Here is a 26474-nt window from a genome sequence, read left to right on the forward strand (position 1 = left end):
GAAGGAACCCGAGGCGGGCGCAGAAGCTTCTTCTGGGCCTGTTATTCCGCCATTCACGCCATTCGGTAATGCGAGTTACTGAATGGCGTTTTTTATATCGCGGGAGGCTTTTATGAAGCTGGAAGAATACGTTTACCAGGATCAAAAACGCTTGCGGTGTGGGTATACCACGGGCAGTTGCGCAGCGGCAGCGGCAAAGGCTGCCGCACAAATGCTTCTTACAAACAAATGGGTAAACGAAGTGGAACTCTGTACGCCAAAAGGGATTCGGCTCTTATTGCCCATATGCCGTACACAGCGTTCGGAGGCATCCGTCTCCTGTGCAGTTCAAAAAGACAGCGGCGACGATCCCGATGTGACCGACGGCATTTTGGTGTTTGCAGAGGTTTCCCAGTTAGCAGAGGGGATTGTTATTGAAGGTGGGGAAGGTATTGGCCGTGTGACGCGGCCGGGCCTTGCCTGTGCCGTTGGAGAGGCTGCCATCAATCCTGGACCGCGCAACATGATCGCCAGTAGCTTACAGGAAGTCAGTATGGCATATGGCTATAGTGGCGGCTGGCATGTGATCCTGTCGGTTCCAGAGGGTAAACCCATTGCAGAGAGGACGTTTAATCCAAGATTGGGAATTGTGGGAGGAATCTCTATATTGGGGACTACAGGGATTGTGGAACCGATGAGCGAGCGCGCTTTGATCGAAACAATCCGCACAGAGTTGTGCCAGCTTCGTGCTTCCGGGGTACAGGTCGTTGTAGCTGTTCCGGGAAATTATGGAGAAACGTTTCTCCGAGAGCGCATGCAGCTTTCCTGCCGTACGGTGATCTGTAGCAATTATATCGGAGAGCTGTTGGATATGGCCGTGGAATTCCAATTTGAAGGCCTTTTGTTGGTTGGACATGTGGGAAAACTGGTTAAATTGGCTGGAGGCGTGATGAATACCCACTCACGCTATGCAGATGCCCGAATGGAGATCCTGACTGCACATGCGGCTCTTTGCGGCGCTTCCCGCAATTTGGCGAACCGTCTGATGGAGTGTGTCACAACGGATGAGGCATTTGATTTATTAAAGGATGCCTCCCTGTTACAGTCTGTCATGGACGGTTTGATGGAGAAAATTCAATTTCACATGAATGCCCGGGTCCATCGAAAGCTGATGGTTGGGGCGGTGTTATTTTCCAATGTATATGGTCTGTTAGGACGGACTACCGATGCGTCCATACTGTTGGGACGTTTGAAAGGAGAGAAGAGGGTCGAATGATTCATATCGTAGGGGCAGGGTCCGGTGCGGTGGATTTGATTACTGTGCGCGGCGCCCGCCTTTTGGGAGAAGCGGATACCATCGTTTATGCTGGTTCTCTGGTCAATCCGGATATTCTCACGACCTACACAAAGCCGGACTGTGAGATTTATGACAGTGCTCGTATGACCTTGGAAGAGGTATTGCAGGTGCTCATCACTGCAGAGCGCGCAGGAAAAAACGTCGTACGGCTGCATACCGGTGATCCTTGTTTGTACGGTGCTATACGGGAACAGATGGATGCTTTGGATTCCGCTGGGGTGTCCTATGAAGTAGTGCCGGGGGTTAGCTCATTTTGTGGTGCAGCAGCAGCTTTGCAGGCAGAGTATACGCTTCCTGGGGTATCGCAGTCCGTTGTGATTACACGCATGGCGGGGAGAACTCCGGTTCCGGAGAAGGAGTCCATCTCCAGCTTTGCTTCACATGGAGCGACAATGGTTGTATTTCTCAGCACCTCCTATCTGGAAGCCCTGCGCACTCAGCTTTTGGAAGGTGGATATTCTGAGGAAACCCCTGCAGCAATTGTCTATAAAGCAACATGGCCGGATGAGAAGGTGGTTCACGGGACAGTGGGGATACTTCCGGAGATGGCTGCAAAAAATGGAATCACAAAGACAGCTTTGATTCTAATTGGCAACTTCCTCGGAAAGGCTTATGAACGCTCAAAGCTGTACGCACCGGATTTTTCCCACGGATACCGTACTGCCCAAAAGAAGGGTCCTTCCAATGCGGATTGAATGTGTGGCTTTTACTTCCAATGGCGTTCAATTGGGGCTCCGCTTGATTTCCTTTTTGCAGCAAGAAGGAAATTTATGCCGTCTCAGTGCACCTTTAAAATATGTGAAGAAAGATGTCGATCCGTTGGATTCCCTTGCCGAGTGGACCGCATCCGCTTTTGAAAAAGCGGATGCGCTCATCTTTATTGGGGCCTGTGGTATAGCGGTCCGAAGTATCGCTCCCTATTTAAAGAGCAAGTTTCACGATCCGGCAGTTGTTGCGATCGATGATTGCAACCGGTTTGCTGTGCCGTTGGTATCCGGCCATATAGGAGGAGCCAATTCCCTGGCAGAAAAAATTGCTTTTGCCGTCGGAGCGCAAGCTGTGGTAACAACCGCGACTGACCGGAATGGTGTATTTGCGGTGGATACATGGGCGGCCAAGCAGGATTTTTGCGTAATGCGCCCGGAAGCGGCGAAAGCTGTTTCAGCGGCACTTCTCAATAGAGATCCAGTCGGGTTATATTGCGATTTTCCCATAGAAGGAGAATTGCCCGCAGGAGTGGTAAAAAAGAGCAAAGGAGCTGTGGGAATTCGTATCGCACTCTCCTATGAAGCAAATTTTGAACAGACCTGTTGGCTGCTACCGCGAATCCTTACCCTGGGAATTGGATGTAAAAGAGGGACTTCGAGAGAGACCATTGAAAAGGCGGTCCGTTATTCTATGCAAGGTAAATCCCTTTACATGGAAAGTGTACGAAATGTTGCTTCGATCGACAAAAAAGGGGATGAAATCGGGATTTTTGAGTACTGTAAAGCAAATAGACTTTTCAGCCGTTTCTTTACAGCAGAACAACTTTTGCAGGTAAAAGGAGCCTTCACAAGCTCGGTGTTCGTACAGAATACAGTCGGCGTCGGCAATGTATGCGAACGAGCAGCCGTGCTGGCCAGCGGAGGAACTCTGCTGGTGCGAAAGACTGCATTCTCCGGGATAACAGTCGCGGTGGCAGCGTCCCCACTGGTTGTTCGGTTTTGAAGAAATAGAGAGGACGCAGAAAGAGGGGACAGATATGAAGCTCTATATTGTTGGAATCGGACCGGGGGAAGCGGCACAGATGACGCAGCGGGCGCAAACGGCCTTGGATTGCAGTGAGGTGATTGTGGGATATACGGCTTATGTCGATTTGGTTCGGCCCTTTTTTCCGGATAAAACGTTCTTAACCACTTCAATGCGTGGGGAAGTGGAGCGCTGCGAGATGGCGGTAAAATATGCGCTTGCAGGCCGGACGGTTGCTCTAATTTGTAGCGGAGATGCAGGCGTTTATGGAATGGCCAGCCCTGCACTCGAGGCTGCACAGAGGTTTCCTCAGTTGGACATCGAGGTAGTGCCGGGCGTGACCGCTGCATGCAGTGGGGCAGCGCTTCTGGGCGCCCCTCTTCCCACGACTTTGCGGTCGTGAGTCTGAGCGATCTTTTAACCCCTTGGTCTTTGATCGAAAAGCGATTGGCCTGTGCAGCGGAAGCGGACTTTGTGCTCTGCCTATATAATCCTTCCAGTAAAAAGCGTGCAGACTATCTTTGCAAGGCCTGTGCGATTGTCCGGCAATTCCGTCCGGCAGAGACGCCCGTGGGAGTGGTCCGTTCGATTGGCCGCGAAGGGGAATCCTGGACCGTGATGACGTTGGAGGAACTCCGGGACTATCAGGCGGATATGTTCACCACAGTATTTATTGGAAACTCCCAGACGCATGTTATCAATGGACGTCTAGTGACGCCGCGTGGATACATACACCAGTAAGGAGGCAAAGCGATGGCGCAGATTTTGCTGTTTGCAGGAACGAGCGAGGGCAGACAGCTGGCCGAACATCTTTCTGCGTGCGGCGTTTCCCTTTTTGTCAGTGTGGCAACCGCGTATGGAGAATTGCTTTTAAACCATGCACATGCCTCGGTTCTCCAGGGCCGGATGGATCGAGAGGAGATGGTTTCGTTTTTACGTATGCATCCCGTCGATTGTGTCGTGGATGCAACGCACCCGTATGCTGTTTTGGCTACAGAAAACATCCTCGCCGCTTGCCAGGAGACCGGTACGGATTATTTTCGTCTACTGCGGGAGGAAGCCACACCAAAATGGCAGGGGGACTGCTTCTATGTTGCAACCGCACAAGAGGCGGCCGAGGCGCTCGCGGAATTGCCGGGGAATGTTTTACTGACTACGGGGTCAAAAGAGCTTTCTGCGTTTGTGAATGTTCCGCATTATCAAGACCGGCTGTTTGTGCGGATGCTTCCAACAGAGGAGGCAATCTGCAAGGGAAATTCGCTCGGTTTTGCGCCGGGGCATTTGATCTGCATGCAGGGACCGTTTTCCGAGGAACTGAACCTTGCTTTGTTTCACCAGTTTCAGATTCAGATCTTAGTGACAAAGGAATCTGGTAAAGCGGGCGGTTTTTGGGAAAAGCTCCGTGCAGCACAGAAGGCGGGCGTGCGTACCGTGGTGATTGGCCGCCCTCCACAAGTGTCCGGCGACTCTTATATGGAACTTTGGAAAAAGTTGTGCGTAAGATTTCATTTGTCTTAGGGAGGGACTGACATGGCAAAGACAATCTGGCTGGTGGGCATCGGAATGGGAAACCGGGACACCTTGACCATCGGCGCCTGGAACGTTCTAAAAAGCTGTGATTGTCTGATTGGCGCGCAGCGTATGTTGGATGCCTTTCCAGATCTCACCTGTGAAAAGTGGGCGGCAACCGTTCCGGAAAAAATAGCTGCTTTTGTAGAGGCTCATCCGGAGTTTCTATGTGTAGGCGTGGTACTCTCCGGGGATGTCGGCTTTTATAGCGGCGCCAAGAAACTGCGCAGCCTTTTTCAGCACGTGGAAGTGCGGGAGTGCTGTGGTATCAGCACGGTGGCGTATCTTTGTGCCAAGTTGCATATTCCTTGGGAAGATGCGTGTCTACGTGAGCGCGCATGGACAGGCGTGTAACTTACCGGGAGAAGTAAGAATCCATGAAAAGGTCTTTGCGTTGACCGGGATCGTTTCCGTTCAAGATCTATGTAAAGAACTCCGCAGAGAAGGCTTGGGGCATGTAACCGTCTCGGTGGGAGAGTATTTATCTTACCCCGATGAGCGGATCTCCACCGGGTCTGCCCTCGAATTTGCAAATCGGTCGTTTGCACCTCTAAGTGCACTTTTGATTCAAAATCCTGCACCATTGTGTCCGGGCGGTTTCGGATTGCCCGATGATTGTTTTATTCGGGGAAATACGCCGATGACAAAATCGGAAGTACGATGTGTTTCGCTTTCTCGCTTGGGGCTGAATGGGGGAGTACCGCTTGGGACGTCGGGGCAGGAACCGGGTCGGTATCCGTGGAGATGGCGTTGCAAGCGCCCTGTGGGGCGGTTTATGCGGTGGAGCGTGACGAAGATGCTTGCCGGTTAATCGAACAGAATCGCGAAAAATTTGGCCTATCCAATATGCGGATTGTCCGCGGCACAGCGCCAGGGGTGCTACAAGATCTGCCTGCACCGGACAGTGTGTTCCTTGGCGGCAGCGGTGGAATGGTAGAGGAGATTCTACAATTGGCCCTGCAAAAGAATCCATATGTGCGGGTAGTAATCAATGCAATTACGTTGGAAACGGTTGCCGCGGCGACACAGGCCCTGAACACACTCGGTTTTGTGGATGTCATGATTTCACAGATAGCGGTTTCCCGAGCAAAGCGCGCAGGAAAGGTTCATATGATGTTGGGGCAAAACCCAGTCTACATTCTCAGCGGACAGGGGGCGGGGATATGACGGTTTCTTTGCCGCGGGTTCTGCTGGCTGCACCATCCAGCGGTGCGGGAAAAACGACGGTGGCTTGCGCGATTTTGCGTGCGCTGCACCGGCGTGGGAGGAAGCTTTCCGCTTTTAAATGTGGCCCGGATTATATTGATCCGATGTTTCATCGAGAGGTCCTTGGGATACCATCCTACAATCTGGACCTTTTTTATTGGGACAAAGAACGGTCCGTCGGCTATTGATGGAAGACGCACAGGGGGCGGATTTGGCCCTGATGGAAGGGGTCATGGGATACTACGATGGAATTGGTCTTACGGAACGGGCCGGAAGTTACGATTTGGCCTGTGCAACTCACTCGCCGGCTGTCTTGGTGTTGGATGGGCGTGGAGCAGCACAATCGTTGCTGGCCCAGATCAAGGGATTTCTTACATATCGCTCAGATAGCCGGATAGCCGGAGTTCTTTGGAATCGTTTATCTCCCAGCCAGTATCCCGCGCTTCATGAACGGGTGGAACAGGAATTTGGAATTCGATCCCTTGGGTATTTGCCGAAACTAGAGGCGGTTACCTTAGAAAGCCGCCATTTGGGTTTGATAACAGCAGAAGAAGTACTCCAACTTCAGACAAAGCTGGACCTTTTGGCTGACCAAGCGGAATGTACGATCGATTTGGATGGTATTCAGTCTCTTGCAGAACGGGCCGAACCGCTACAAGAGGAGCCTTATACGCCTCCTGATAGGGGGGATTTCTGCCGTCCGCGCATTGCAGTGGCGCGTGATCGGGCCTTTTGTTTTTATTATGCAGATTCCTTGCGTTTGTTGGAGCATCTGGGGGCAGAACTTTGTTATTTCAGTCCACTGGTGGATTCCACACTCCCGCAGGGTGTAACGGTGTCCTGTTGGGCGGCGGTTATCCAGAACTCTATGGCGAGGACCTGGAGAAGAACCATTCGATAAGAGAAAATTTGTATACCTCCATACAGAAGGGAATGCCCTGTATTGCAGAATGTGGGGGCTTTCTCTACCTGCATCGGACCTTGGAGGATTCCTATGGAACCCCTCGCCGGATGGTGGGGACCATTTTGGCGGATGGGATACGGACCGAGAAGTTACAGCGGTTCGGTTATGCGACGTTGACCGCGCAAAGGGATAATCTTCTTTGTCGGGCCGGAGAGAAGCTTCCTGTCCATGAATTCCACTATTGGACCAGTACGGACAATGGGGATGGCTGCTTGGCGGAGAAGGCTTCCACAGGAAAGACCTGGCCTTGTATCCATGTATCGGAATCCCTGTTTGCGGGGTTCCCCCATTTTCATTTTGCATCGAATCCACGTTGGGCGCAGCATTTTCTGGAGAAGTGCGCGCAATTTGAGGGGGTATAAAACGGATGACCTTGGAAGAAACCATTTGCCAAATCCATCCCGCAGACCGGGCAACGGAGGAACGTGCCTGGCAACGGTGGGATTGTATTGCCAAACCGTTGCGCGGATTGGGCTTGCTGGAAGAGGCGATTGCACGGATTGCGGGGATGACCCGTACGGTAGAGGTGGATCTCAGCCGCCGTGCAGTGGTTGTATTCTGTGCAGACAACGGTGTTGTAGAGGAGGGGGTCACACAGACGGGGCAGGAGGTGACCGCAGTTGTGACGGAAAACCTCTCCAAAGGGGATACCAGTGTTTGTAAGATGGCGAGGGTCGCTCATGCAGAGGTTTTCCCCGTGGATATTGGTGTTGCGAGGGAAGTTTCAGGAGAACGAATCATCCGGCGAAAAATTGCCTATGGAACGAAGAATATGACAAAAGGTCCGGCAATGACTAAGGAAGAAGCGGTACGGGCCTTGGAGGTTGGTATCGAGCTGGCGCAGAATTTGAAACAACAGGGTTATCGAATCCTTGCGACAGGGGAGATGGGAATCGGCAACACAACTACCAGCAGTGCTGTGGCCTCGGTCCTGCTTGGTTTGCCCCCGGAAAAGGTTGCCGGTCGTGGCGCGGGCCTTTCATCAGCCGGTTTGGTGCGCAAACGAGAGGCCATTCGCCGCGCCATCGCGAGGAATTCGCCGGACCCAACAGATGCCCTCGATGTTTTGCAAAAGGTAGGCGGGCTGGATACTGGCCGGGATGGCCGGAACATTTTGGGGGCAGCCGCGGTGCAAATGCCCGTGCTGATCGATGGCTTTATTTCAGCCTCTGCGGCTTTACTCGCTGCTCGCATCTGTCCAGCAGCAAGGGAGTATATGGTGGCCAGTCACGTGTCCGGGGAACCGGCTGCCCATTGGATTCTTCAGGAGTTGGAGCTGAAACCCTTTTTGACGGCGGACATGACCTTAGGGGAGGGAACCGGCGCAGTGGCGGCTTTACCACTTCTGGATATGGCCTGTGCGGTTTACGGCAGCATGCGGACATTTGAACAAATCTCCATAGAACCCTACCGGCCGCTGCACTGAGGAGGGGGATTCGGTGGTTACTTTGATTATCGGAGGAGCGGCGAGCGGAAAGTCTGCCTATGCGGAGGAATTGGCGATGCAGTCCCCGGAGTTCCGCGCCTCTATGTCGCAACTATGTTGGCGCAGGACGCGGAAAGCCGGGCGCGAGTGAAACGGCATCGCGCCCTTCGCAGGGGCAAGGGATTTTTTACAGTGGAATGCCCTCTAGCGTTGGAAAAGCTGGCTGTTCCAACGGGGGCGGCTGTGCTGTTGGAATGTCTTTCAAACCTTTTGGCAAATGAGTGCTATTGCCCAGAGGGAGCAGGGGAACATGCCGAGGCCTCTATCCTACGGGGGATGGACCGGCTTTTTACGACCGCGGCGGACGTCATTGTAGTCTCGAATGCGATTTTTTCCGATGGAATCCAATATGATTCTTCCACGCAGGGCTACCTTGCGCAATTGGGCTGCCTAAATGAGGCGTTAGCCAACAGGGCGGATCGTGTAGTCGAAGTTGTCTGTGGAATTCCAATTGTGCAGAAAGGGAGGGGCATTTCATGCGTTTAATACATTCTTGCCTGATTGCTTTTTCTATGTATTCGCGACATTCCTATGCCAAGAACCGAATGGAAAAAAGAGGATATGCGTTATGTGATGTGTTTCTTCCCTCTGGTTGGCTTGGTGATCGGTCTAGTGCTTTGTGGATGGGGCTGGCTGGCAGGCTATCTGCGAATCGGGGCTGGCCTTTTTGCCGGCGGAATGACCGTTCTCCCCGTCTTGCTGACGGGGGGAATCCATTTGGACGGATTTTGTGATACTTTGGATGCATTGGGGTCCCGTCAATCGATGGAACGCAAATTGGAGATTTTGAAGGATTCCAATTGCGGCGCTTTTGCAGTGATCGGCTGTTGCCTTTTTTTCCTTATCACCTTTTGTTTGTGGACGGAATGGAAACCGGATAGAACGACCCTGTGCCTGTTGGCGTTAGGTTTTGTATGGTCCAGGGCATTGAGCGGCCTTTCCGTTGTACAATTCCCTTGTGCCAAAACCAGTGGATTGTTGGCGATGTTTTCCAATGCGGCGGCAAAACAGCGGACTGCATGGATTTTGATGGGATACCTGTTTCTGTTCGGGGGGCTGATGCTTCTGCTTCAACCCGTTGTGGGAGGTGCGGTCCTTGGAACGTCTCTGGGAATGTTTGGCTTCTATTACCATGTTTCCCGCAAGGAATTCGCAGGAATAACCGGGGATTTGGCGGGATGGTTTTTGCAACTGTGCGAGCTAGTCGAGCTGGCAGCGGTAGTACTTGTACAAAAATGGATTTGAAAGGATGCGAACGGCATGCGATTAATCATTGGCGGAGCTCATCAGGGGAAACTGCGGTGGATTTTACAGCAGACCGGTTATACAGAATCCGATGTAGCTGTTTCCTTGGATGAGGCGCGCCATCTTCCCATCCTCAATTCCTTACATCAGCTTGTCCGGGATCTACTGGAAAAAGGAATCTCCCCGCAGGCAGAGATCGAGGCTCTTTTGCGCGACCATTCGGAATTGATTGTCCTCTGTGATGAGATCGGGTGCGGAGTAGTTCCAATGGATGCTTTTGAGCGGTCTTGGCGGGAAGAGACAGGGCGAATTTGCTGCTGGCTGGCGGAACGCGCCGTACGTGTGGACCGCGTCTTTTGCGGAATTGCTACCTGTATCAAGCGGGAGGTGGAGACATGACTGAGGTGTTGTTTTTGTTGCCTCTGCCTTTGGGGTTCCTGTTGGATCTCTGTTTTGGAGATCCACATTGGATGCCGCATCCTGTACGTGCGATTGGGTGGCTCATAACCCATTTGGAAAAGTTTCTACGGACGGTCTTTCCCAAAACGCCGCAGGGAGAACGAATAGCGGGAATATTTTTGGCGGTTGGAGTACCTCTTATATCCTGTGGAGTGGGCTGTTTGCTCTTATGGGGGGCCTATCTGTTGCATCCTGGCCTCTGGCTTGCGCTGGAAACGCTCTTATGCTATCAGATGCTGGCGGCAAAGGCGCTTCGGGTAGAAAGCGGCAAGGTCTATGACCGTTTGTGTGCCCACGACTTAGCGGGAGCACGACATGCCGTTTCGATGATTGTAGGGAGGGATACACAGGCGCTAACAGAGGAAGGGGTGACAAAAGCAGCGGTTGAGACAGTGGCGGAAAACACATCGGATGGCGAGATTGCTCCTCTTTTGTTTTTGGCCTTGGGGGGCGCGCCGCTGGGATTGTTTTATAAAGCGGTCAATACCATGGATTCTATGGTTGGATATAAAAACGACACGTATCTCTATTTTGGATGGGCAGCGGCCAAGTTGGATGATGTGCTTAATTGGATTCCCGCGCGTTTATCGGCCTGGCTGATGATTGTGTCCGCTTTTTTTCTCGGCCTGGATGTAACGAAATGCGGTCCGCATTTATAAAAGGGATTGCCGCAAGCACGCCAGCCCGAATAGTGCCCATACAGAGGCGGCTTGTGCCGGAGCGCTGCGCGTGGAACTGGCTGGCGATGCCTATTATTTTGGAAAACTGTATAAAAAACCGGCCATCGGTGATCGGTTGCGTCCGATTTGCTCGGAGGACATTCGGCGGGCAAATCGGATGCTTTATGCCTCATCCGTTTTGGCCTTGGCAATCGGTATGGGAATCCGCATAGGACTCGGTGGGCTGGGAGGTTGGATATGAATATCGTACACGGCGGGGACATCTACTCCGTCCGCCAGAAAGTGGGAGAAGAACCGCTTGACTTTTCTGCAAACATCAACCCTTTGGGAATGCCGCCGAAGGCCGTTCGGGCGGCGATGGATGCGATGCAGCAGTGTACGCATTATCCAGATCCTCTTTGCAGGGACTTGCGTAAGGCGCTTTCCCAGTATGAAGGGATTCCTGAAGGACAGATCGTCTGTGGGAATGGGGCCGCAGATCTCATTTTTCGAATTGTGACAGCTTTTAATCCGCAAAAGGCGCTACTTTTGGCGCCTACATTTGCAGAATATGAGCAAGCTCTCCGCGCGGGAAATTGTTCCATAGCGTTTTTTCCGTTGCAAGAAGAAGAGCAATTTGTTTTAAACAATACGTTTTTGCAGAGTTTGACGCCTGACATCGATCTACTGTTTCTCTGTAATCCCAACAATCCAACAGGACGTACAATCCCCCAAAGATTGCTGGATTCCATTTGGAGGCGCTGTGATGAATTGGGAATTCTTTTGGTTGTAGATGAATGCTTCAATGACTTTTTGGAATACCCAGAACAGCATACTCTCAAAGGAGCCGTCCGAGAAGGGGGAACTCTGATTTTGCTCAAAGCGTTTACAAAGAGTTTCGCTATGCCCGGATTGCGCTTGGGATATTGTTTGTGCGGTGACAGCCAGTTGGCAGAGCAGCTTTTTTCCAGTGGACAACCTTGGGGCGTATCCATTCCAGCACAGGCGGCAGGGATCGCAGCCTTGCAGGAAACAGGATATTTGGAACGGACGCGTTCTATGATCTGCAGGGAACGACAATGGCTTTCCCAACAGCTTGCCGCACGAGGATTGCAGGTGTTTCCAGGGGAGGCCAATTATCTGCTCTTTCGAACGAAAGGAGAATTGCCGTTACAGCAGCGTATGGAGCGGCGGGGAGTACTTCTCCGTCCCTGCGGCAATTATCGGGGGCTGGACAACCGTTTTTATCGAATTGCAGTGCGCAGCCGTGAGGAAAATGGGCGGCTGCTTACCGCACTGACAGGTGCTTTGGAGGAATAGAGATGGCAAAAGCGATTATGGTACAGGGGACCATGTCCAATGCGGGAAAGAGCTTTTTAGTGGCGGGGTTATGCCGGATTTTCCGGCAGGACGGCTACCGGGTAGCACCTTTTAAATCACAGAACATGGCGCTCAATTCCTATATTACAACCGAGGGGTTGGAGATGGGACGGGCGCAGGTGATGCAAGCGGAAGCGGCCGGCATAGAACCAAGCGTGCGGATGAATCCCATTCTACTCAAGCCCACGAATGATACGGGCTCCCAAGTGATTGTCAACGGCGTACCCATTGGCAATATGGATGCATCGGCCTATTACCAATACAAAAGGCAGTTGGTTCGGCCCATCCTGGATGCCTACCATTCTCTGGAAAAAGAAAACGATATTATCGTATTGGAAGGGGCGGGCAGCCCTGCGGAGATCAACCTCAAACAGGAGGACATTGTCAACATGGGGATGGCAAAACTGGCGCATGCCCCCGTCCTTTTGGCAGGGGATATTGACCGTGGCGGCGTTTTTGCTTCTTTATATGGAACGATGGCACTGCTGGAAGAATCGGAGCGCGCAATGGTCAAGGGAATGGTTATCAATAAGTTCCGCGGCGATGTAGAATTATTAAAACCTGGTCTCCGGATGCTGGAGGAAAAAACTCATGTGCCATTTGTAGGGGTGGTTCCCTACCTCTCTGTTGAACTGGATGATGAGGATAGCCTGTCGGAATCCTTATCCCGTACGCCGCGCGAAGGATTGTTGGATTTGGCAGTCATCCGTTGGCCCAAAGTTTCCAATTTTACCGATTTTCAGCCGCTGGCACGGGTTCCCGGCGTCACCTTGCGGTATGTGGGGCGGCCGGAGCAGTTTGGAAAGCCCGATCTTGTGTTGTTGCCCGGAACAAAGAATGTAATGGGCGATCTTGCTTGGATGCGAGACAATGGCTTGGAGGCGTGCATCCAGCGATATGCCGCGGAGGGTGGCCCTGTGTTGGGAATCTGTGGGGGCTATCAGATGCTTGGGATGACCATACGTGACCCAGAAGGGGTGGAGGGCGGTGGCGCCATGGAAGGCATGGGGCTGTTGCCGGTGGATACTGTATATGCTACAGAAAAGGTGCGGACTCGTGTTCGGGGGATGGTTCAACCCGTGGAAGGCGCTTTGAGAGAGCTAGCGGGGGTACCATTTATCGGATATGAGATTCATATGGGGCGCACTATCCGCCGGGATGGTATTTCCCCTTTTGCGGTTCTTACCGAGTTAAATGGCATGGAGAAAGAGGACGGTGCGGTATTCGGCAATATTTACGGTACATATGCGCACGGCTTTTTTGATGCAGAGTCGGCCAGCGCCTTGATACGGATTCTGCTCCGCCGAAAGGGAATCAAGGGGGATATTTTGCAATCAATCGATCTACATGCTTTTAAAGAGCAACAGTATAACCTCCTGGCGGATGCACTGCGAGAACATTTGGATATGAATCGAATCTACTCTATTTTGGAACAGGGTCTGTCGGAAGGAGGGCGAGCAGATGTTTGAGACGGTTTTACCAGAAGAAATCGAAAAGCGCAGTTTTTCGATCATAGAGAAGGAGCTGGGTACACGGCGCCTTGATCCAGAGCAAGCCCCGGTCATCAAACGAGTGATCCATACTACAGCGGACTTCGACTATGTAGATAATCTGTGTTTTTCGCCGGATGCGGTACAAAAGGGCGTCGAAGCTTTACAGAAAGGCGCCTATATTGTGACCGATACAGAAATGGTTCGTTCCGGCATTCATAAAAAAAGCCTCGCTCCTTTTGGCGGGGAGGCTATTTGTTTTATGTCGGATGAACTTGTCGCGCGTGAGGCTAAAGCGCGAGGAGTGACCCGGGCCTATGTCAGTATGGAGCGTGCAGCTGCTTTGGATAGGCCGCTGTTGTTTGCTATTGGCAATGCGCCTACAGCTTTGGTTCGTTTGTATGAATTGATCGGCGAAGGAATTCTTCATCCAGAGTTGGTGATCGGCGTTCCGGTTGGATTTGTCAATGTGGTAGAGGCAAAAGAGTTGTTTTTGCACAGTGATATTCCCCATATTGTAGCGCGCGGCCGAAAGGGCGGCAGCAATGTAGCTGCTGCAATTTGTAACGCTATGCTTTATTTGGCGGAGGGGCGAAGCTTATGAGCGTTTTCAATACAGTCACAACAATCGATGCAGCAACCGTTGAAAGGAGCGATACCATGAGCAGAAATGCGATTTTGGCAGTAAGCTTTGGTACTATTTATGCAGAAACCCGTGAGAAGACCATCGGTGCGATTGAACAGACGATGCGGGAAACATTTCCCGGATGGGACGTAAAACGCGCTCTTACAAGTCCAACCATTTTGCGAAAACTGGCAGCGGCAGGGGAACCGATGCAGAATGTCTGGCAAGCATTGGGGCAGCTTCGAGAGGAAGGGGTTTCTCGCGTAGTGTGTCAGTCTACCTATGTGGTTAATGGCGAAGAACAAGAGGCCATGGTACGTGAAACGGAAAAATATGCGCATTGGTTTGACCAGATTGTCTGTGGCGCCCCCCTTTTGACTGCGCAGGAAGACTTTGAGGCAGTCGCTGATGCCATTGAAACGGAGTTTACCACGCTTTCCCCCGAAGAAGTGTTGGTTTTGATGGGACATGGAACTAAGCACAGTGCCAATACCGCCTATGCGGCGTTGGATTATGTCTTTAAGGACCATGGTGCACACAATATTTTTGTAGGTACGGTGGATACTTATCCAAGTATTCTATCGGTACTCCGGCGAGTAGAGTCCATTCAGCCTAAGAAAATAATTCTTGCACCGCTGATGGTAGTAGCGGGCGATCATGCCCGGAACGACATGGCGGGGGATAAAAATTCCTGGAGGGCTGCATTTGAGGAGCGGGGATACCCTGTACAGACGGTTTTAAAAGGTTTGGGTGAGTATCCTGGAATTCGTGCTGTTTATGCAGCACATGCACAGCGTGCAGCGGAACGTCTCATTTAAAGAGAGCCATAAGCTGGACATTTCGCTAGGATGGACCGCGTCTTTTTCTACCGCTGGGCCGCTTTTATACCTGAAATACATTTTCAAATGAAAACATTTTTCTCCCTTCTTTGGTGAGAGTTCATGAAGGAGTGAGTTCCATTGATTTTACGGGGAACGGTTTTTTCCAAAACTCTGGAAAAGGATACAGGAATTACGATTGTAACCCCCAGTGATTTGAAACAGGATGGACCATATCGAGTGGCCTATCTTTTGCATGGACTGTGTGGAGATAGTGCGACCTGGGTGGACAATTCGATGCTTCCGGTCTATGCACGAGAAGGGCATACGATTTATATCCTTCCCGATGCAGTACGGAGTTTTTATACCGATATGCGGTATGGCTCGCGCTATTTTACATATGTGACAGAAGAATTGCCGGTGCTCTGCAAACAGGTTTTTCAGATTTCTGCCCGGCGAGAGGATACGGCGGTTCTAGGGGCTTCAATGGGCGGCTATGGCGCTTTGAAATGTGCATTGTCCCGCCCAGAACAGTATGGAATGTGCGGTGCGTTTTCTTCCGCTTGTTTGGATATCAAAGAGGGGCTGGAAGAACTGCGGAAGAATGGAAAGACAAAATCGTTTGTCGACCACTATGGCGAACAGCTATTCCACGATTTTCTTTCCATTTTTGGAGAGGACTTGGAATGGAAGCCGGAGTATGATCTTTTAGAATTAGCGAGAGGCTTACAAAAGGCCACTGTCAAACCAGCAATCTATATGACTTGTGGCAGTTATGATGCGTTCCGTTCCTCCCACATCCAATTTCAGGAGCAAATCGAATCGTTCGGTTTTGCCTTCCAATATGAAGAGTGGCAGGGAGGGCATGACTTTTTCTTTTTTGATCGATCGCTACAACGTGCGATTCGCCATTTTAACCTGTGATAGAAAAAGGCCACTTCGTGTGGAATCCTTAGAGAACACAGACGGAAGGATTTATTCACCCGTTTGTGACGGTGCGCCATAGGGAAAATGGAATTGACACCGAAACGGTAAAAATGAGGAAGAGGATGTCCTAAAACTACGAATTTTTCGATTCATAGGAAAGGGACATCCTCTTTCTATTTGGAAAAATATTTGAGTTTCGAAAAAACAAGGGTATCCCTTCCGTCATTTTATGACTTTTGGGACACCCTCTTTATATTGGACGGTTTATTCAGAAATTTGTAAAAGCTGTCCACGGTGGGAAATATGCAAAACTCGGTTGCGATAGGGAAACGTGCGGGGATCGTGATCCATTCGGTCAAAAATGGTATACTGTGAACCGAAGTGCATGGGGACAATCCAACGAGCGCCTACTTTTTTCATAAAGTATTCCAATCCCAAAAGCGAATTCTCTTCTTGGCGTGGGTCCACAGGGATAAAAGCGCAGTCTATGGATTCTCCCTGCAAAGAATCAATCTGTTCTTGGTAACGGCGGGCCATATCTTGATTGGCCTGTTCCGGTTCATCGTTCCAATGCCACCAGTTGAGATCGCCTGCGTGATAAAGACAGAGTCCATCTGTTTTTATGAGAAACGCGACCCCCAGATCGGTAGAATCCAACGTGCGGACCTGAAGATCACCCAAATCATATGTCCGAGAGGGGTGAACCGAGAGAACCTCCTCTTTTGTTGGTATTTCCTCTGCAAGAATGTAGCGAATGTTCGAATGACCCTTACGCCACTCAAAAATGACGGGATTATAATGATCCGCATGGCTGTGGGATACAAAAACAACCACATTGTGCTCTTGCAGCATGGAGGGATCAATTACCCCTTGTTCGGGACTGCCACCATGCGGCGTGTCCAAATAATAATCAAAGATCAAAAAATGTGAGGCGGTTTCCACCGCAAAACCGCTGTTGTAAAGATACCGAATGGAAATGGGCTGCATGGACAATCTCTCCTATTCTTTTCTCAAATATACTCTGTATGCATTTCCTACGAATGTTCCGCTTTGATTGCATCTGCGAGTGCGTTTGATTATAATAGCTTCAAAAAGAACTGTCAATAAAAGGATGAGATATTGTAACATGGAGCGAACTGTCCTATGGAACGGAGAATCCGTACCATATCAATTGCATTATAAAAAAGTAAAAAATGTGAATATTCGAATCACCGCAGGAGGAATCGTACATGTCTCTGCAAACCGCGGTGTAAAAGCAGAGGAAGTAGATCACATCATTCAAAAGAAAGCTGCCTGGATTGTTCGGGCAAAGGCGGCCTATATTGCATGTCAGAAGGAAACACAAATGCCCCGCACCTATGTTACAGGAGAACCCGTTTGCTTTTTAGGACACATCTATCATCTCTATGTGGAAATGTCCGACCGAGAACAAGTTTCCATTCAGGAACAAAATGTTGTCCTTCAACTCAGGGCTCCTGCAGATGAAACAAAGCGAAAGAAGCTGTTTGATACTTGGTACCATTCTCTATGTTATGACATGTTTGAAAGGATGATCAAACGGGTATTTCCACTTTTTAAAGCATATCGGATTCCTTTGCCGTCATTTCGAATTCGTAAAATGAAAACCCGCTGGGGAAGCTGCTCCCCACAAAAATGTGCCATTACCTTGAATCTATATTTGGCGCAAGCGCCTGCAGCTTGTGTCGAATATGTGATTGCACATGAATTGGCTCATCTGGTCCAACCTAACCACTCGTGGAAATTTTACAAAGTGCTGGACGACGTCATGCCAACCCATCGAGAGCGAAAACAACTTTTGCGAGAACAGAAAATCAATTGTTATGAGATTCCATAACGGGTGTGACCTGCGCCATTTGGCGATCCTTCCAAACCATAAAAAGGCCTAGGAGGGATAGGGCAATCTGAGAAATGGGGATGGCAAGCCAAGTTCCTAGGATTCCGATGGTTTGTGGGAGGATCAGCAACAGAAGCAATAAGAGGAGAGGTTCTCCATAAATGAGCAGATATGCCTGTAGGTTTTCGCTGATGGCATAGAAAAAGGCAGTTGTGACTCTGGAAATGCTGATAAATAAATAGCCACAAAGGAAAATCGGCAGAATTTTTGCAACTTCTTGTGTGACTTGCGGAGAGGCCCCGAACAATTCTGCTGCATGTCCTCGTACAGCAAATAAGACAGCCACACAAATTGCCGATATTAGAACCGAAAACTGATAAGCGAAGTTGCGAATTGCCTTTGCACGTGGAATATTCCCTTCTCCATAGGCGAGACTGACCAGCGGTTGGCTGCCATCGCTGATTCCCTGTAGCAACAGTATTACCACAGAGGAAACATAACTGATGGATGCATAGCAGGTTACCGCCATTGTACCGCCAAACAACGCTGCGCTTTTGTTCACGAGAATCAATGTGATATTCGGAGAAAAGGTCAAGCCAAAGGGGGACAGGGCAACCCCTAAAATATGCTTTATGAAAAACCCCCTCTTCGCTTGAAATGCAAAGGACGGTTTTTGCTTTTTAGCGGCAAAGAAAGCAACACATACCAGAAAGGTCATCGCCTGACCAATTACGGTTGCGATGGCCGCGCCCATCATTCCCCAAGGTAAAACCCAAACAAACCAATAATCAAGGACAATATTTGTTAAGAATCCAGTGACCATAGCAACCATAGCGATGACAGAGCCGCCCATGTTTCGAATGAAGGGAACCAGGCCGGTACCCAACACTTGGAAAAGAGCTCCATAGCTGATATAGAGCAAATATTCTTCTCCCAACAGTTGAATTTTTCCGGAAGCGCCAAAAAGATGCAGGATGGACGGCGCTCCCCATAGAAACAGACCGGTCAAAAGAATACCAGAAAACATCAAAAGAAGGAGAGACATTCCAAAATACTGTTGTCCAAGGTGATCGTTTTGGTTTCCTTTACTGATTGCGTAGCGGATAGCACCGCCCATGCCAATTCCGGTTCCAACCGCCTGTAAAAAAGCGGTCAAAGGATAGGCCACATTGATTGCGGCAAGGGCATTATCTCCCAGGGCGTTTCCTACAAAGAAACCATCCGCAATGGCGTAGATCCCGGATAGAGCAAACGCCAACATGGAAGGAATGACATAGTGAAAAAAGTCCTTATGTATTCTCATCAATTCCTGCCTCCCGGAAGAATTGATTATAGCGCTTGGTATTTTCGATCAGGGTATCGGCCCGATCTTTACCAAGTCGTTCCCAGACAATTTCTTCACAGTGCTGTAGTGCACTGGCAACCGCTTCAAAAGTTTCCTTGCCCGTTATGGTCAAATGAATCACCTTATTCCGATGATCTTCTTTGCAGGGGGCCAGTTCGACCCATCTATGTACAAGAAATTTTTTAAGAATGGTATTGACGGTTTGTTTTGGGAGTTGCCAGAGCTGGCAAATATCTTTTTGCTTACATGTATCCTGATTTTCAACTAAGGATAAAATCACAAGCAATTCGCAGTAAGACCAGCCACGCTGTTTTGCCCATTCCTCATAGATTGCGTTTGTTTCCCGCCAAAGGGCGTTATAAAGGGCATGGTATCGCTTTAATTGTTCGATCATTTCCAATAAGATTCTTCCTCTCCAAATTAGTCTGTTAACAGACTAATTTTACCATTGAAATATCGTCCCGTCAAGTGTGACTTGCGTGAATTCTACCTTTAAACAATCGAAGAATGGAAAAGGCGATCGGGGTATCTCTCAAAAAGAGAAGAAAACCCCGTCGCCTTTTCTGTTCTTTCATTCGGCTCCCAAAGCAGCCATTGTAATATAATTATAAGGTTGGTTAAAGTGTGGCAAAAAGAAAAGATCCAGCAGTTTGAGCCGGTCAATGGTTACCCGCTCCTGAATTGCCAAGGAGAACAGGTGGATTCCCATGGACATGTCGTAGCGAGAAGCCATCTGAGCGCCAACGATTACCCGATTATCCCGGCGGTAAACGATCCGAATTTTAACGGATTCATTATGCTTCATAAACTGGGGTTTCTGATAATCTTCAAAATCAGCGGAACAGACATCCATTCCATATCGCCGGGCTTTTTCGAGCGTAAGACCAGTAGAGACCATATTATATCCCCATATGCTGATGCCATTGGAGCCTTGGACACCTTCTGTCTCCATGTGACCGCCGCATGCGTTCACAGCAGCGACAATACCTGAGCGTACGGCATTGCTGGCGAGCGCTATATAATTGACCTCTCCAATCGCATTATCGAAGACAGTTGCACAATCACCGATGGCGTAAACATCCGGAAGGTTTGTACGCTGTTGCCGGTTGACCCGATAGGCGCCGTTGCGAAAGCGTTCTAAGTGTTCTTCGCCAAGTTTTGCATTTGGCTGGAATCCAACCGCAAGAACCGCCATATCGACCGCATATTCCTTTTTATCTGTAATGATTTTTTCGACCCTGCTTTTTCCGGCAATTTTGGTGACACGCTCGCCAAAGGCCAGCTGGACTCCATTTTTTTCGAGTACATCCGACATATGATCTGTAAAATCACGATCATAGTAACCCGATAGACAGGTGGGGGCACAGTCGATTAAGACAACCTCTTTTCCGTTGCGTTTAAAAGCCTCTGCCAATTCTACGCCGATGTACCCAGCTCCAATAACAGCCACTTTTTGAACGCAGTTGGAGTGAAGTTTTTGGATGACCTCTTCCGCGTCTTGATAGCGTTTGACCAGCTGTACATTTTCGAGGTCTTTTCCTGGAATGTCCGGAACGATGGGTTGGGAACCGGTTGCTAAAATGAGTTTTTCATATGGTTCCTCATACCGTGTATGGTCGCCGCCCTCTGCATAGACGATCTTGCGGTCAAAATCGATCTTTGTTACAGTCGTCAACATGTGAACCATAGCACCCTTTTGCTGCAAAAGCTTTTGTGAGGAATAAAATAGTCCTTCTGGGCCGGAAATTTGGCCTCCAATCCAAAGGGCCATTCCGCAGCCCAGAAAACTGATGTTGGAATTAGCGTCAAATACAACCACTTGGTGTTGGTCGGGCGCTGTATCCAAAATAGTATTGACTGCGGCTGTTCCAGCATGATTGGCCCCGATCACAACGATTTTACTCATAACAGTATCCCTACTTTCCTGTTTGTCCCCTGAAATACAGGGAAGAATCACACTGTAGTATGTGCGAATTTTACAGGAAAATCCTCTGCTTATAGGGAAAGCTCCGTGTCGTCCTGTGTGATCAGAAGTCCAAAGCGGATCATCCCCGCAATTAGAACCAGAAGATTGGCGGTATGGTTAAGGGAACTGTTGTGTACTTGTCTAGGATTGCACTGCCGTTTGGCCTGTCGCAGGCTTTCTCCAGAGAGTCCTACATAAAAGAAGAGCGCTAAAAGGATCATAATGTTGGAGAGCGCTTGGATCGGCATCACTTTTGGTAGACACTGGCAGAGCTCTGGATCAGTTGCCGTACACACCAATTTTTGCTTAATAATTCCGACTGAATAATAGGACAACAGGATTGCACAGACTGTAACAATGATATACCATTGAGACTTTGATAAAATGCCCAGCTGCTGGCAGAGTTCTTTGGAAAAAGCGCCTGTTTTGTTTTCAGGCATCGCGTTTCACCTCCATTTTTGATAAAATAAGAGAGGTCTTTCCATCTTATGCGGCGTACAGAGAAGCGGCAGCATATTCCCACGTTCCCCTTGCATATCTATTGTTCAGGCATATGCAGAACCAATCCAATTTGGCCCTGCGGTGTGCTGAAAGCAATTGAAGGGGTGGCATGGATGATGAAGGACAGAATGGAAAAACCGGTGTCTAAAAAGGAACAGGAACGGAGAATATTCGTACGCCGGGCGGCATTGGGGATGGAACGTTTCTTCCAGAAAAAGGACAAACTCCCACGTCATTTCGGTGAGAGAATCCGTTCTTAAAGTCCAGAAATGCGATTCATTGGTTTTTTACACAAACGATTGCTTTCTCTATTTTGTATAGCAGCTGCTGTTTTGGCTGTCTTGTTTTGGATTGTGCCGCCAGTTGTTCTTTCGACACAGGCAGATACGCCGCGATTCCAGGAACCGGTCTGCCGTGTAGATACAAAAGAAAAACAGATTGCCCTTACATTTGACGTAGAATGGACGGACGTACAGACCGATGAATTGCTGAATATCTTAAAAAAGTATCAAGCGACCGCAACTTTTTTTGTTGTGGGACACTGGGCAGAAACCCATGATGAATCGGTGCTTCGGATTACCATGGCGGGATGTGAACTGGGGACCCACTCGATGACACATGTCCGCATGGATCAGCTTTCGCACGGGAAACAAAAGGAAGAACTACAAGCCAGCAGCCGGACTTTGGAGCAGATTACAGGAAAACAGCCCCGTCTCTTTCGTGCTCCATACGGGGCTTATAGCCCCGAACTACTATCCACAGTGCGAGAAGAAGGGATGGTTTCTATTCAGTGGGAGATCGACTCGCTCGACTGGAAAAACATTTCTCCAGAACGCATCTGTGATCATATTGTACAGCAGGTCCGGCCAGGGGCGATTGTGCGGTTTCAGAGTAGTGCCCTGAATACACCCACGGCATTGGAAAAAGTATTGGAGGTTCTTTGCGAGCAGGGATATACCTTTGTGACCGTTACAGAACTAATGGATAAAGGATAGGAGCGGAGGAAATAAAATGGCAAGAATTACCCATATCCGTAAATGTAGCCGGCCGATTCGGGTAGAAAGTCGTACAGTGATGGATATAAATACCAATTCGACGTATTTTTCTATGTGGGTACATGCAGCAGGACAGGAGATGGGCACAGAACTGCGGCCCCTGAGCATTCAGTTGGACCACAACATGGCACAGCAACTGAGGGATTATTTAGAGGACTTTCTATCAGAAGAGAAAAGGAAAGAGAATCCATAATTTTGCTCGCCTTTTTACATATTCTTTGAAGAAACGGTACATACTGCACTTGTGTCGTCCCGGTTTCAGAATGTTCGGCTATAGCCGGTTTGGAGCGTGCAAGTGAATGACCGATATTCTTCTCTGTGGAAAAAGTACGGATCAGTCCATTGTCAGGGCTTTGCTGCCAGCTTTGGCGAGATACGGTGGCGTCCGATATGTCCATCCGGATTTACTCCGGAAGATCGGAGAGGATGAACCTCGTTTTTTAGTCTGCGATTGTGAACGAATTCCGAAGGTAGAGGGAAACAGCGGCATTCTGTTTTTTAAAAACAGTTTTGATTCGGATTCTCCAATCTCTATTCCCGATGGCTTTCTGTGTGCTTTTGAACCGCAGAATCAGCGCGCTGCAGCGTTGTTGCGAGCTGCAGGGGCAGCGGCTGTGACTTGCGGCATGTGTGCTAAGGATACGCTTTCCATATCCAGTCTGGATTATGGCGCCGCAGCGCTTAGCCTCCAACGAAGCATTACAACGTTGGATGGCGACGTAGTAGAACCCCGCGATATTACGGTAGAACTCCATTCGACCGTCAGCCCACGTCAGATGCTTGCGGTCTGTATGGTCCTGTTAATGGCGGGAGTGGACTCTTCCCGCGGTTATGTTATTTAAAATGCTACAAAAAATTGACAATCATAAAACGACACCGGATACGCAAAATAGGAAAGCAAACGCAAAACAAATTCAAAAACAAAATTTTTTAAGGAGTGTTTTATGATGTCTAGATCTAATAACAAGAATGTTGTTCCGGAAGCACGTGCGGCCCTCGATAAGTTTAAGATGGAAGCAGCAGCAGAGGTTGGCGTGAACCTGAAGCAGGGTTACAACGGCGACTTGACTTCCCGTGAGGCCGGTTCCGTCGGTGGCCAGATGGTCAAGACGATGATTCAGCGTTATGAGGAAAACATGAAATAAAACCATTCCCATTTTATAAAAACGCCACGCCAAACGGTGTGGCGTTTTTGCATATAAAGAGTTAACGCCGTTTGATCCGACGTCAACTCTCATAATCTTCAATTAAACGGTTCAAACGGTCTCGGTCCGTCACGCGAATGCCCTCTCGCAAAAGGATCTGATCGGCTTCCGGAAGAAGGTCAAGATCGACATCCAATTCTTCAAAAGGAGATTCACTTTCATTCAAAAAGATACCGATATGACCTTTGTATGCACGCACTGTATATACGGCGACATTGCTCGCCATAGCGTAGGTGCCGCTGCTTTCTTGACTTGACGGTGCCTCGGGGGTATAATACATTATATTTGAGCTGGATGATTCCTCCAATGGTTCCGTTTGGAACCACCGTTGTGGATACCCCATCAGGAGGAGTGCAAGGACAACAATGTCCAGGCAGGCCAGCACAAGTATCAGTTTTTTCACAGATCATCACCTCATGGGTATTATTTGGAAATTTCGGTAAAATATACAGGTCACCAGCACTTTCTGAACATGTGCGGGGCTTGTGGAGAGCGTGAAAGGAGGCGCGGAATGCGAAAAACGGACATCAGTAAGTTCAGCAATACCGGTCCTGTGCAGGACAACAGTGCATCCGATACAGCGCGGTCGATCGGAAAAATCTTGGCAAAGGCACTGCTTACGCTGCTGGCCATTCTCATAATCACAGGAATGATTGTGGGCGCTTTTTTGGTTTCCTTCGTTTGGAGTATGAAGGATGAAACCATGAGTTACGACCTCAACAAACTCAAGCTCAATTACACAAGCTTTATTTATGTGTACGACGAGAATGGAAATCCGGTGGAATATCAGAGCCTTTACAGCAACGAAAATCGTATTTGGGTGGATTATGACCAGATCCCCCAGGCGATGAAAGATGCAATTGTTGCCATTGAGGACAAACGCTTTTGGGAGCACAATGGGGTGGACTGGCGCAGAACCTTTGGAGCAGTGACACAGCTGTTTTCAAACGGCAGCAGCTATGGCGGCTCCACCATCACGCAGCAGTTGATCAAAAATGTGACGGGGGATAAGGATGTCAGCCTGACCCGAAAGGTCAAGGAGATTTTCCGTGCATTAAACCTGAATAAAGCGTACAGCCGAGAGCAAATCCTGGAAGCGTATCTCAATGTGGTGAATTTTGGCAGCGGCACCAATGGGGTGCAGGCTGCTGCAAACCTCTATTTTGGGAAGGACATCCAGGACTGTGACATTGCGGAATGTGCTGCAATTGCAGGAATCACACAAAATCCATCCCGTTATACGCCTTTGGTGCATCCAGAAAATAATATGAAGCGTCAACAGACTGTGCTTTCGGAAATGTATGACCAGGGAAAAATCACGAAGGCAGAATACGATCAGGCGATGGAAGAATCCCGTCATATGACTTTTGTCGGAAAAAAACAAGAGAACGGCGGGGGCAGTACGGAAATTTGGAACTGGTACGTGGAGACCATGTTCGAGGATGTCAAAGAAGATCTGATGGAGTTATATAGCTGTACCAGCGCAAAAGCGGAGGATATGATCTACCACGACGGCTTGAAGATTTATTGTGCGATGGATCAGGAAATGCAAAGTCTGGCGGAGTCTGTGGTAAATAATGCGGATAACTTGCCGGCAAATCAAAAGATCGATCTTGGATATATCGCTATGGATTACGATGGGCGCGTGTTAGCAGTGGTAGGTGCTCGCGAAAAAACAAGGAACCGTCCGCTGAATCTTGCGACCGACGCGCAGCGACAGCCTGGTTCTACGATCAAACCGATTGGTGTATATGCTCCTGCCATTGAGTTGGGGACAATCAATTATTCCACGATTGTGGAGGATGCCCCAATGGAAAATTGGAATGGGAATAAGCCGGGGCCTAACAATTTTGATAATCGTTATCTGGGGAATATGACCGTGGAATTTGCCCTGGAGAATTCCAGAAATGCGCCTGCGGCCCGTATCTGCAAGGAGATTACGCCGGAAGTTGGCTATACGTTCCTAAAGGACAAACTCAATTTTACGAGCTTGCAGCCTGCGGATAACAATATTGCGCCAATTGCAGTGGGTGGTATGAGCGAAGGCGTTACAGTCCGAGAGATGACCGCAGCATTCCAGATCTTTGCAAACGGCGGTGTGTTTACAGAGCCGTACACGTACTACTACGTAGAAGATCACGATGGGAACGTCATTTTGGACAATCGAAATCAAGAGAAGGTACAAGCGATTTCGTCCACGACCGCTTCTGTGATGCATCATCTGCTCAATCGCGTAATTACTGGTTCGGAAGGCAGTGGCAGGAGAGCCGCCATTTCCGGCTGGGAGGTATTCGGAAAGACTGGTACGACCAATGACCAAAAGGACAGTTGGTTTATTGGTGGCACTCCCTATGCGCTTGCAGGTATTTGGACGGGTTATCGCGATACGCCGACTGCGATGAGCAATGCAGAGACGAAATATGCCATTTCCATTTGGCAGAAAATTATGGCGCAGTACTTGGAAAATAAAGAGCCGCTGAAGTTCACATATGACGAAAATGTGATTTCCGGCGACATTTTGCCAGCAGAGCGGAAAACTGGCAAATGCCACTTGTCCAAAGACAGGCACAGGCTGGTACAAGAAGGACGAATTACCCGATCGATGTGATCTGGCACATGAAACCGAAGGGGAGGGAACTTCATCGGCTGGGG

General features: G+C 49.5%; 32 protein-coding genes and 2 pseudogenes. 28 read left to right on the forward strand and 6 right to left on the reverse strand.

From position 1 onward, the window contains the following. Positions 1-112: 112 nt before the first annotated feature. The 21 genes and pseudogenes from cbiD to ACGCCZ_RS07725 all read left to right on the forward strand — a co-directional run bounded on the left by cbiD (position 113) and on the right by ACGCCZ_RS07725 (position 15892). Positions 113-1255, forward strand: a complete 1143-nt coding sequence (cbiD, locus tag ACGCCZ_RS07625; RefSeq protein ID WP_411655714.1) for a cobalt-precorrin-5B (C(1))-methyltransferase CbiD — start codon at positions 113-115, stop codon at positions 1253-1255. Continuing rightward, the gene (gene cobM / locus ACGCCZ_RS07630) at positions 1252-2031 is read left to right on the forward strand and encodes a precorrin-4 C(11)-methyltransferase (RefSeq protein ID WP_411655715.1); all 780 of its coding nucleotides are present in this window, start codon (positions 1252-1254) and stop codon (positions 2029-2031) included. The genes cbiD and cobM overlap by 4 nt, the downstream gene beginning before the upstream one ends. Continuing rightward, the gene (locus tag ACGCCZ_RS07635) at positions 2021-3046 is read left to right on the forward strand and encodes a cobalt-precorrin 5A hydrolase (RefSeq protein WP_411655716.1); all 1026 of its coding nucleotides are present in this window, start codon (positions 2021-2023) and stop codon (positions 3044-3046) included. The genes cobM and ACGCCZ_RS07635 overlap by 11 nt, the downstream gene beginning before the upstream one ends. 79 nt (positions 3047-3125) lie before the next feature. Further along, positions 3126-3643, forward strand: a pseudogene (locus ACGCCZ_RS07640) (precorrin-3B C(17)-methyltransferase); the annotation flags it as partial. Positions 3644-3820: 177 nt separating this feature from the next. Beyond that, the gene (gene cobK / locus ACGCCZ_RS07645) at positions 3821-4585 is read left to right on the forward strand and encodes a precorrin-6A reductase (protein WP_054323055.1); all 765 of its coding nucleotides are present in this window, start codon (positions 3821-3823) and stop codon (positions 4583-4585) included. 12 nt (positions 4586-4597) lie between these two features. Beyond that, entirely contained in the window at positions 4598-4990 is a 393-nt protein-coding gene (locus tag ACGCCZ_RS07650) for a cobalt-precorrin-7 (C(5))-methyltransferase (protein ID WP_411655717.1), read from the forward strand. A 306-nt stretch (positions 4991-5296) separates the two neighbouring features. After that, on the forward strand, positions 5297-5803 hold the full coding sequence (cbiT, locus tag ACGCCZ_RS07655; protein ID WP_411655718.1) for a precorrin-6Y C5,15-methyltransferase (decarboxylating) subunit CbiT: 507 nt from the start codon (positions 5297-5299) through the stop codon (positions 5801-5803). Continuing rightward, positions 5800-6030 carry a hypothetical protein gene (locus ACGCCZ_RS07660; RefSeq protein WP_411655719.1) on the forward strand — a complete coding sequence of 77 codons (231 nt, stop codon included), beginning with the start codon at positions 5800-5802 and terminating at the stop codon, positions 6028-6030. The genes cbiT and ACGCCZ_RS07660 overlap by 4 nt, the downstream gene beginning before the upstream one ends. Continuing rightward, positions 6030-6743, forward strand: coding sequence for a hypothetical protein (locus ACGCCZ_RS07665; RefSeq protein ID WP_411655720.1), 714 nt, complete (start codon positions 6030-6032; stop codon positions 6741-6743). The genes ACGCCZ_RS07660 and ACGCCZ_RS07665 overlap by 1 nt, the downstream gene beginning before the upstream one ends. Beyond that, complete coding sequence (locus ACGCCZ_RS07670) at positions 6686-7168, forward strand: hypothetical protein (RefSeq protein WP_411655721.1); 483 nt, start codon at positions 6686-6688, stop codon at positions 7166-7168. Before ACGCCZ_RS07665 ends, ACGCCZ_RS07670 begins: the two co-directional genes overlap by 58 nt. A gap of 5 nt (positions 7169-7173) precedes the next feature. Then, positions 7174-8232 (forward strand): nicotinate-nucleotide--dimethylbenzimidazole phosphoribosyltransferase, encoded by a 1059-nt coding sequence (cobT, locus tag ACGCCZ_RS07675; RefSeq protein ID WP_411655722.1) that lies wholly within the window; start codon positions 7174-7176, stop codon positions 8230-8232. A 13-nt stretch (positions 8233-8245) separates the two neighbouring features. Further along, entirely contained in the window at positions 8246-8383 is a 138-nt protein-coding gene (locus tag ACGCCZ_RS07680; protein WP_411655723.1) for a hypothetical protein, read from the forward strand. Beyond that, positions 8380-8778: a bifunctional adenosylcobinamide kinase/adenosylcobinamide-phosphate guanylyltransferase gene (locus ACGCCZ_RS07685; protein WP_411655724.1), complete on the forward strand. Its 399-nt coding sequence runs from the start codon at positions 8380-8382 to the stop codon at positions 8776-8778. Before ACGCCZ_RS07680 ends, ACGCCZ_RS07685 begins: the two co-directional genes overlap by 4 nt. Positions 8779-8823: 45 nt before the next feature. Beyond that, positions 8824-9537 carry an adenosylcobinamide-GDP ribazoletransferase gene (locus tag ACGCCZ_RS07690; protein WP_411655725.1) on the forward strand — a complete coding sequence of 238 codons (714 nt, stop codon included), beginning with the start codon at positions 8824-8826 and terminating at the stop codon, positions 9535-9537. A 15-nt stretch (positions 9538-9552) separates the two neighbouring features. Further along, entirely contained in the window at positions 9553-9936 is a 384-nt protein-coding gene (locus ACGCCZ_RS07695; protein ID WP_054323051.1) for a bifunctional adenosylcobinamide kinase/adenosylcobinamide-phosphate guanylyltransferase, read from the forward strand. After that, positions 9933-10917 (forward strand): annotated as a pseudogene (gene cbiB, locus ACGCCZ_RS07700) (adenosylcobinamide-phosphate synthase CbiB). Before ACGCCZ_RS07695 ends, cbiB begins: the two are co-directional and overlap by 4 nt. Next, the gene (gene cobD, locus ACGCCZ_RS07705) at positions 10914-11975 is read left to right on the forward strand and encodes a threonine-phosphate decarboxylase CobD (RefSeq protein ID WP_054323049.1); all 1062 of its coding nucleotides are present in this window, start codon (positions 10914-10916) and stop codon (positions 11973-11975) included. The pseudogene cbiB and the gene cobD overlap by 4 nt, the downstream one beginning before the upstream one ends. Positions 11976-11977: 2 nt before the next feature. Further along, entirely contained in the window at positions 11978-13504 is a 1527-nt protein-coding gene (locus tag ACGCCZ_RS07710) for a cobyric acid synthase (protein ID WP_411655726.1), read from the forward strand. Continuing rightward, positions 13497-14129, forward strand: a complete 633-nt coding sequence (locus ACGCCZ_RS07715; protein WP_411655727.1) for a precorrin-8X methylmutase — start codon at positions 13497-13499, stop codon at positions 14127-14129. The genes ACGCCZ_RS07710 and ACGCCZ_RS07715 overlap by 8 nt, the downstream gene beginning before the upstream one ends. Beyond that, complete coding sequence (locus ACGCCZ_RS07720) at positions 14126-14968, forward strand: sirohydrochlorin cobaltochelatase (protein ID WP_411655728.1); 843 nt, start codon at positions 14126-14128, stop codon at positions 14966-14968. The genes ACGCCZ_RS07715 and ACGCCZ_RS07720 overlap by 4 nt, the downstream gene beginning before the upstream one ends. A 141-nt stretch (positions 14969-15109) precedes the next feature. Beyond that, a complete protein-coding gene (locus ACGCCZ_RS07725; protein WP_054323048.1) occupies positions 15110-15892 on the forward strand; it encodes an alpha/beta hydrolase in 783 nt (260 codons plus the stop codon). A 267-nt stretch (positions 15893-16159) separates the two neighbouring features. On the opposite strand, the gene ACGCCZ_RS07730 is transcribed toward ACGCCZ_RS07725, so the two are convergent. Further along, on the reverse strand, positions 16160-16882 hold the full coding sequence (locus ACGCCZ_RS07730; RefSeq protein ID WP_054323047.1) for an MBL fold metallo-hydrolase: 723 nt from the start codon (positions 16880-16882) through the stop codon (positions 16160-16162). Between the two features lie 139 nt (positions 16883-17021). On the opposite strand from ACGCCZ_RS07730, the gene ACGCCZ_RS07735 reads away from it, so the two are divergent. Further along, positions 17022-17750 carry a M48 family metallopeptidase gene (locus tag ACGCCZ_RS07735; protein WP_054323046.1) on the forward strand — a complete coding sequence of 243 codons (729 nt, stop codon included), beginning with the start codon at positions 17022-17024 and terminating at the stop codon, positions 17748-17750. Here the strand turns inward: ACGCCZ_RS07735 and ACGCCZ_RS07740 are convergent. From ACGCCZ_RS07740 to ACGCCZ_RS07755, 4 genes are all read right to left on the reverse strand, one after another. Beyond that, positions 17728-19053 carry an MATE family efflux transporter gene (locus ACGCCZ_RS07740; RefSeq protein ID WP_054323045.1) on the reverse strand — a complete coding sequence of 442 codons (1326 nt, stop codon included), beginning with the start codon at positions 19051-19053 and terminating at the stop codon, positions 17728-17730. The genes ACGCCZ_RS07735 and ACGCCZ_RS07740 overlap by 23 nt on opposite strands. Further along, complete coding sequence (locus ACGCCZ_RS07745; protein ID WP_054323171.1) at positions 19040-19489, reverse strand: MarR family winged helix-turn-helix transcriptional regulator; 450 nt, start codon at positions 19487-19489, stop codon at positions 19040-19042. The genes ACGCCZ_RS07740 and ACGCCZ_RS07745 overlap by 14 nt, the downstream gene beginning before the upstream one ends. Positions 19490-19666: 177 nt before the next feature. After that, a complete protein-coding gene (nox, locus tag ACGCCZ_RS07750; RefSeq protein ID WP_411655729.1) occupies positions 19667-21001 on the reverse strand; it encodes a H2O-forming NADH oxidase in 1335 nt (444 codons plus the stop codon). 89 nt (positions 21002-21090) lie between these two features. Next, entirely contained in the window at positions 21091-21501 is a 411-nt protein-coding gene (locus ACGCCZ_RS07755; RefSeq protein ID WP_054323044.1) for a hypothetical protein, read from the reverse strand. Between the two features lie 174 nt (positions 21502-21675). Between ACGCCZ_RS07755 and ACGCCZ_RS07760 the strand changes: the two genes are divergently transcribed. The 5 genes from ACGCCZ_RS07760 to ACGCCZ_RS07780 all read left to right on the forward strand — a co-directional run bounded on the left by ACGCCZ_RS07760 (position 21676) and on the right by ACGCCZ_RS07780 (position 23762). After that, positions 21676-21822 (forward strand): hypothetical protein, encoded by a 147-nt coding sequence (locus tag ACGCCZ_RS07760; RefSeq protein WP_411655730.1) that lies wholly within the window; start codon positions 21676-21678, stop codon positions 21820-21822. Positions 21823-21831: 9 nt separating this feature from the next. Next, positions 21832-22557 (forward strand): polysaccharide deacetylase family protein, encoded by a 726-nt coding sequence (locus tag ACGCCZ_RS07765; protein ID WP_082402046.1) that lies wholly within the window; start codon positions 21832-21834, stop codon positions 22555-22557. A gap of 16 nt (positions 22558-22573) precedes the next feature. Then, positions 22574-22810 carry a hypothetical protein gene (locus ACGCCZ_RS07770; protein WP_054323041.1) on the forward strand — a complete coding sequence of 79 codons (237 nt, stop codon included), beginning with the start codon at positions 22574-22576 and terminating at the stop codon, positions 22808-22810. Between the two features lie 106 nt (positions 22811-22916). Next, on the forward strand, positions 22917-23459 hold the full coding sequence (locus ACGCCZ_RS07775; protein WP_085532387.1) for a hypothetical protein: 543 nt from the start codon (positions 22917-22919) through the stop codon (positions 23457-23459). A gap of 105 nt (positions 23460-23564) precedes the next feature. Beyond that, a complete protein-coding gene (locus ACGCCZ_RS07780; protein ID WP_054323039.1) occupies positions 23565-23762 on the forward strand; it encodes an alpha/beta-type small acid-soluble spore protein in 198 nt (65 codons plus the stop codon). 82 nt (positions 23763-23844) lie between these two features. Here the strand turns inward: ACGCCZ_RS07780 and ACGCCZ_RS07785 are convergent, their stop codons facing one another. Then, the gene (locus tag ACGCCZ_RS07785; RefSeq protein ID WP_054323038.1) at positions 23845-24225 is read right to left on the reverse strand and encodes a hypothetical protein; all 381 of its coding nucleotides are present in this window, start codon (positions 24223-24225) and stop codon (positions 23845-23847) included. Between the two features lie 108 nt (positions 24226-24333). On the opposite strand from ACGCCZ_RS07785, the gene ACGCCZ_RS07790 reads away from it, so the two are divergent. After that, positions 24334-26430, forward strand: a complete 2097-nt coding sequence (locus ACGCCZ_RS07790; RefSeq protein ID WP_411655731.1) for a transglycosylase domain-containing protein — start codon at positions 24334-24336, stop codon at positions 26428-26430. The last annotated feature ends 44 nt before the right edge of the window (positions 26431-26474 follow it).

This window comes from Anaeromassilibacillus sp. SJQ-1, assembly GCF_046693725.1.
Classification (GTDB): domain Bacteria; phylum Bacillota; class Clostridia; order Oscillospirales; family Acutalibacteraceae; genus Anaeromassilibacillus.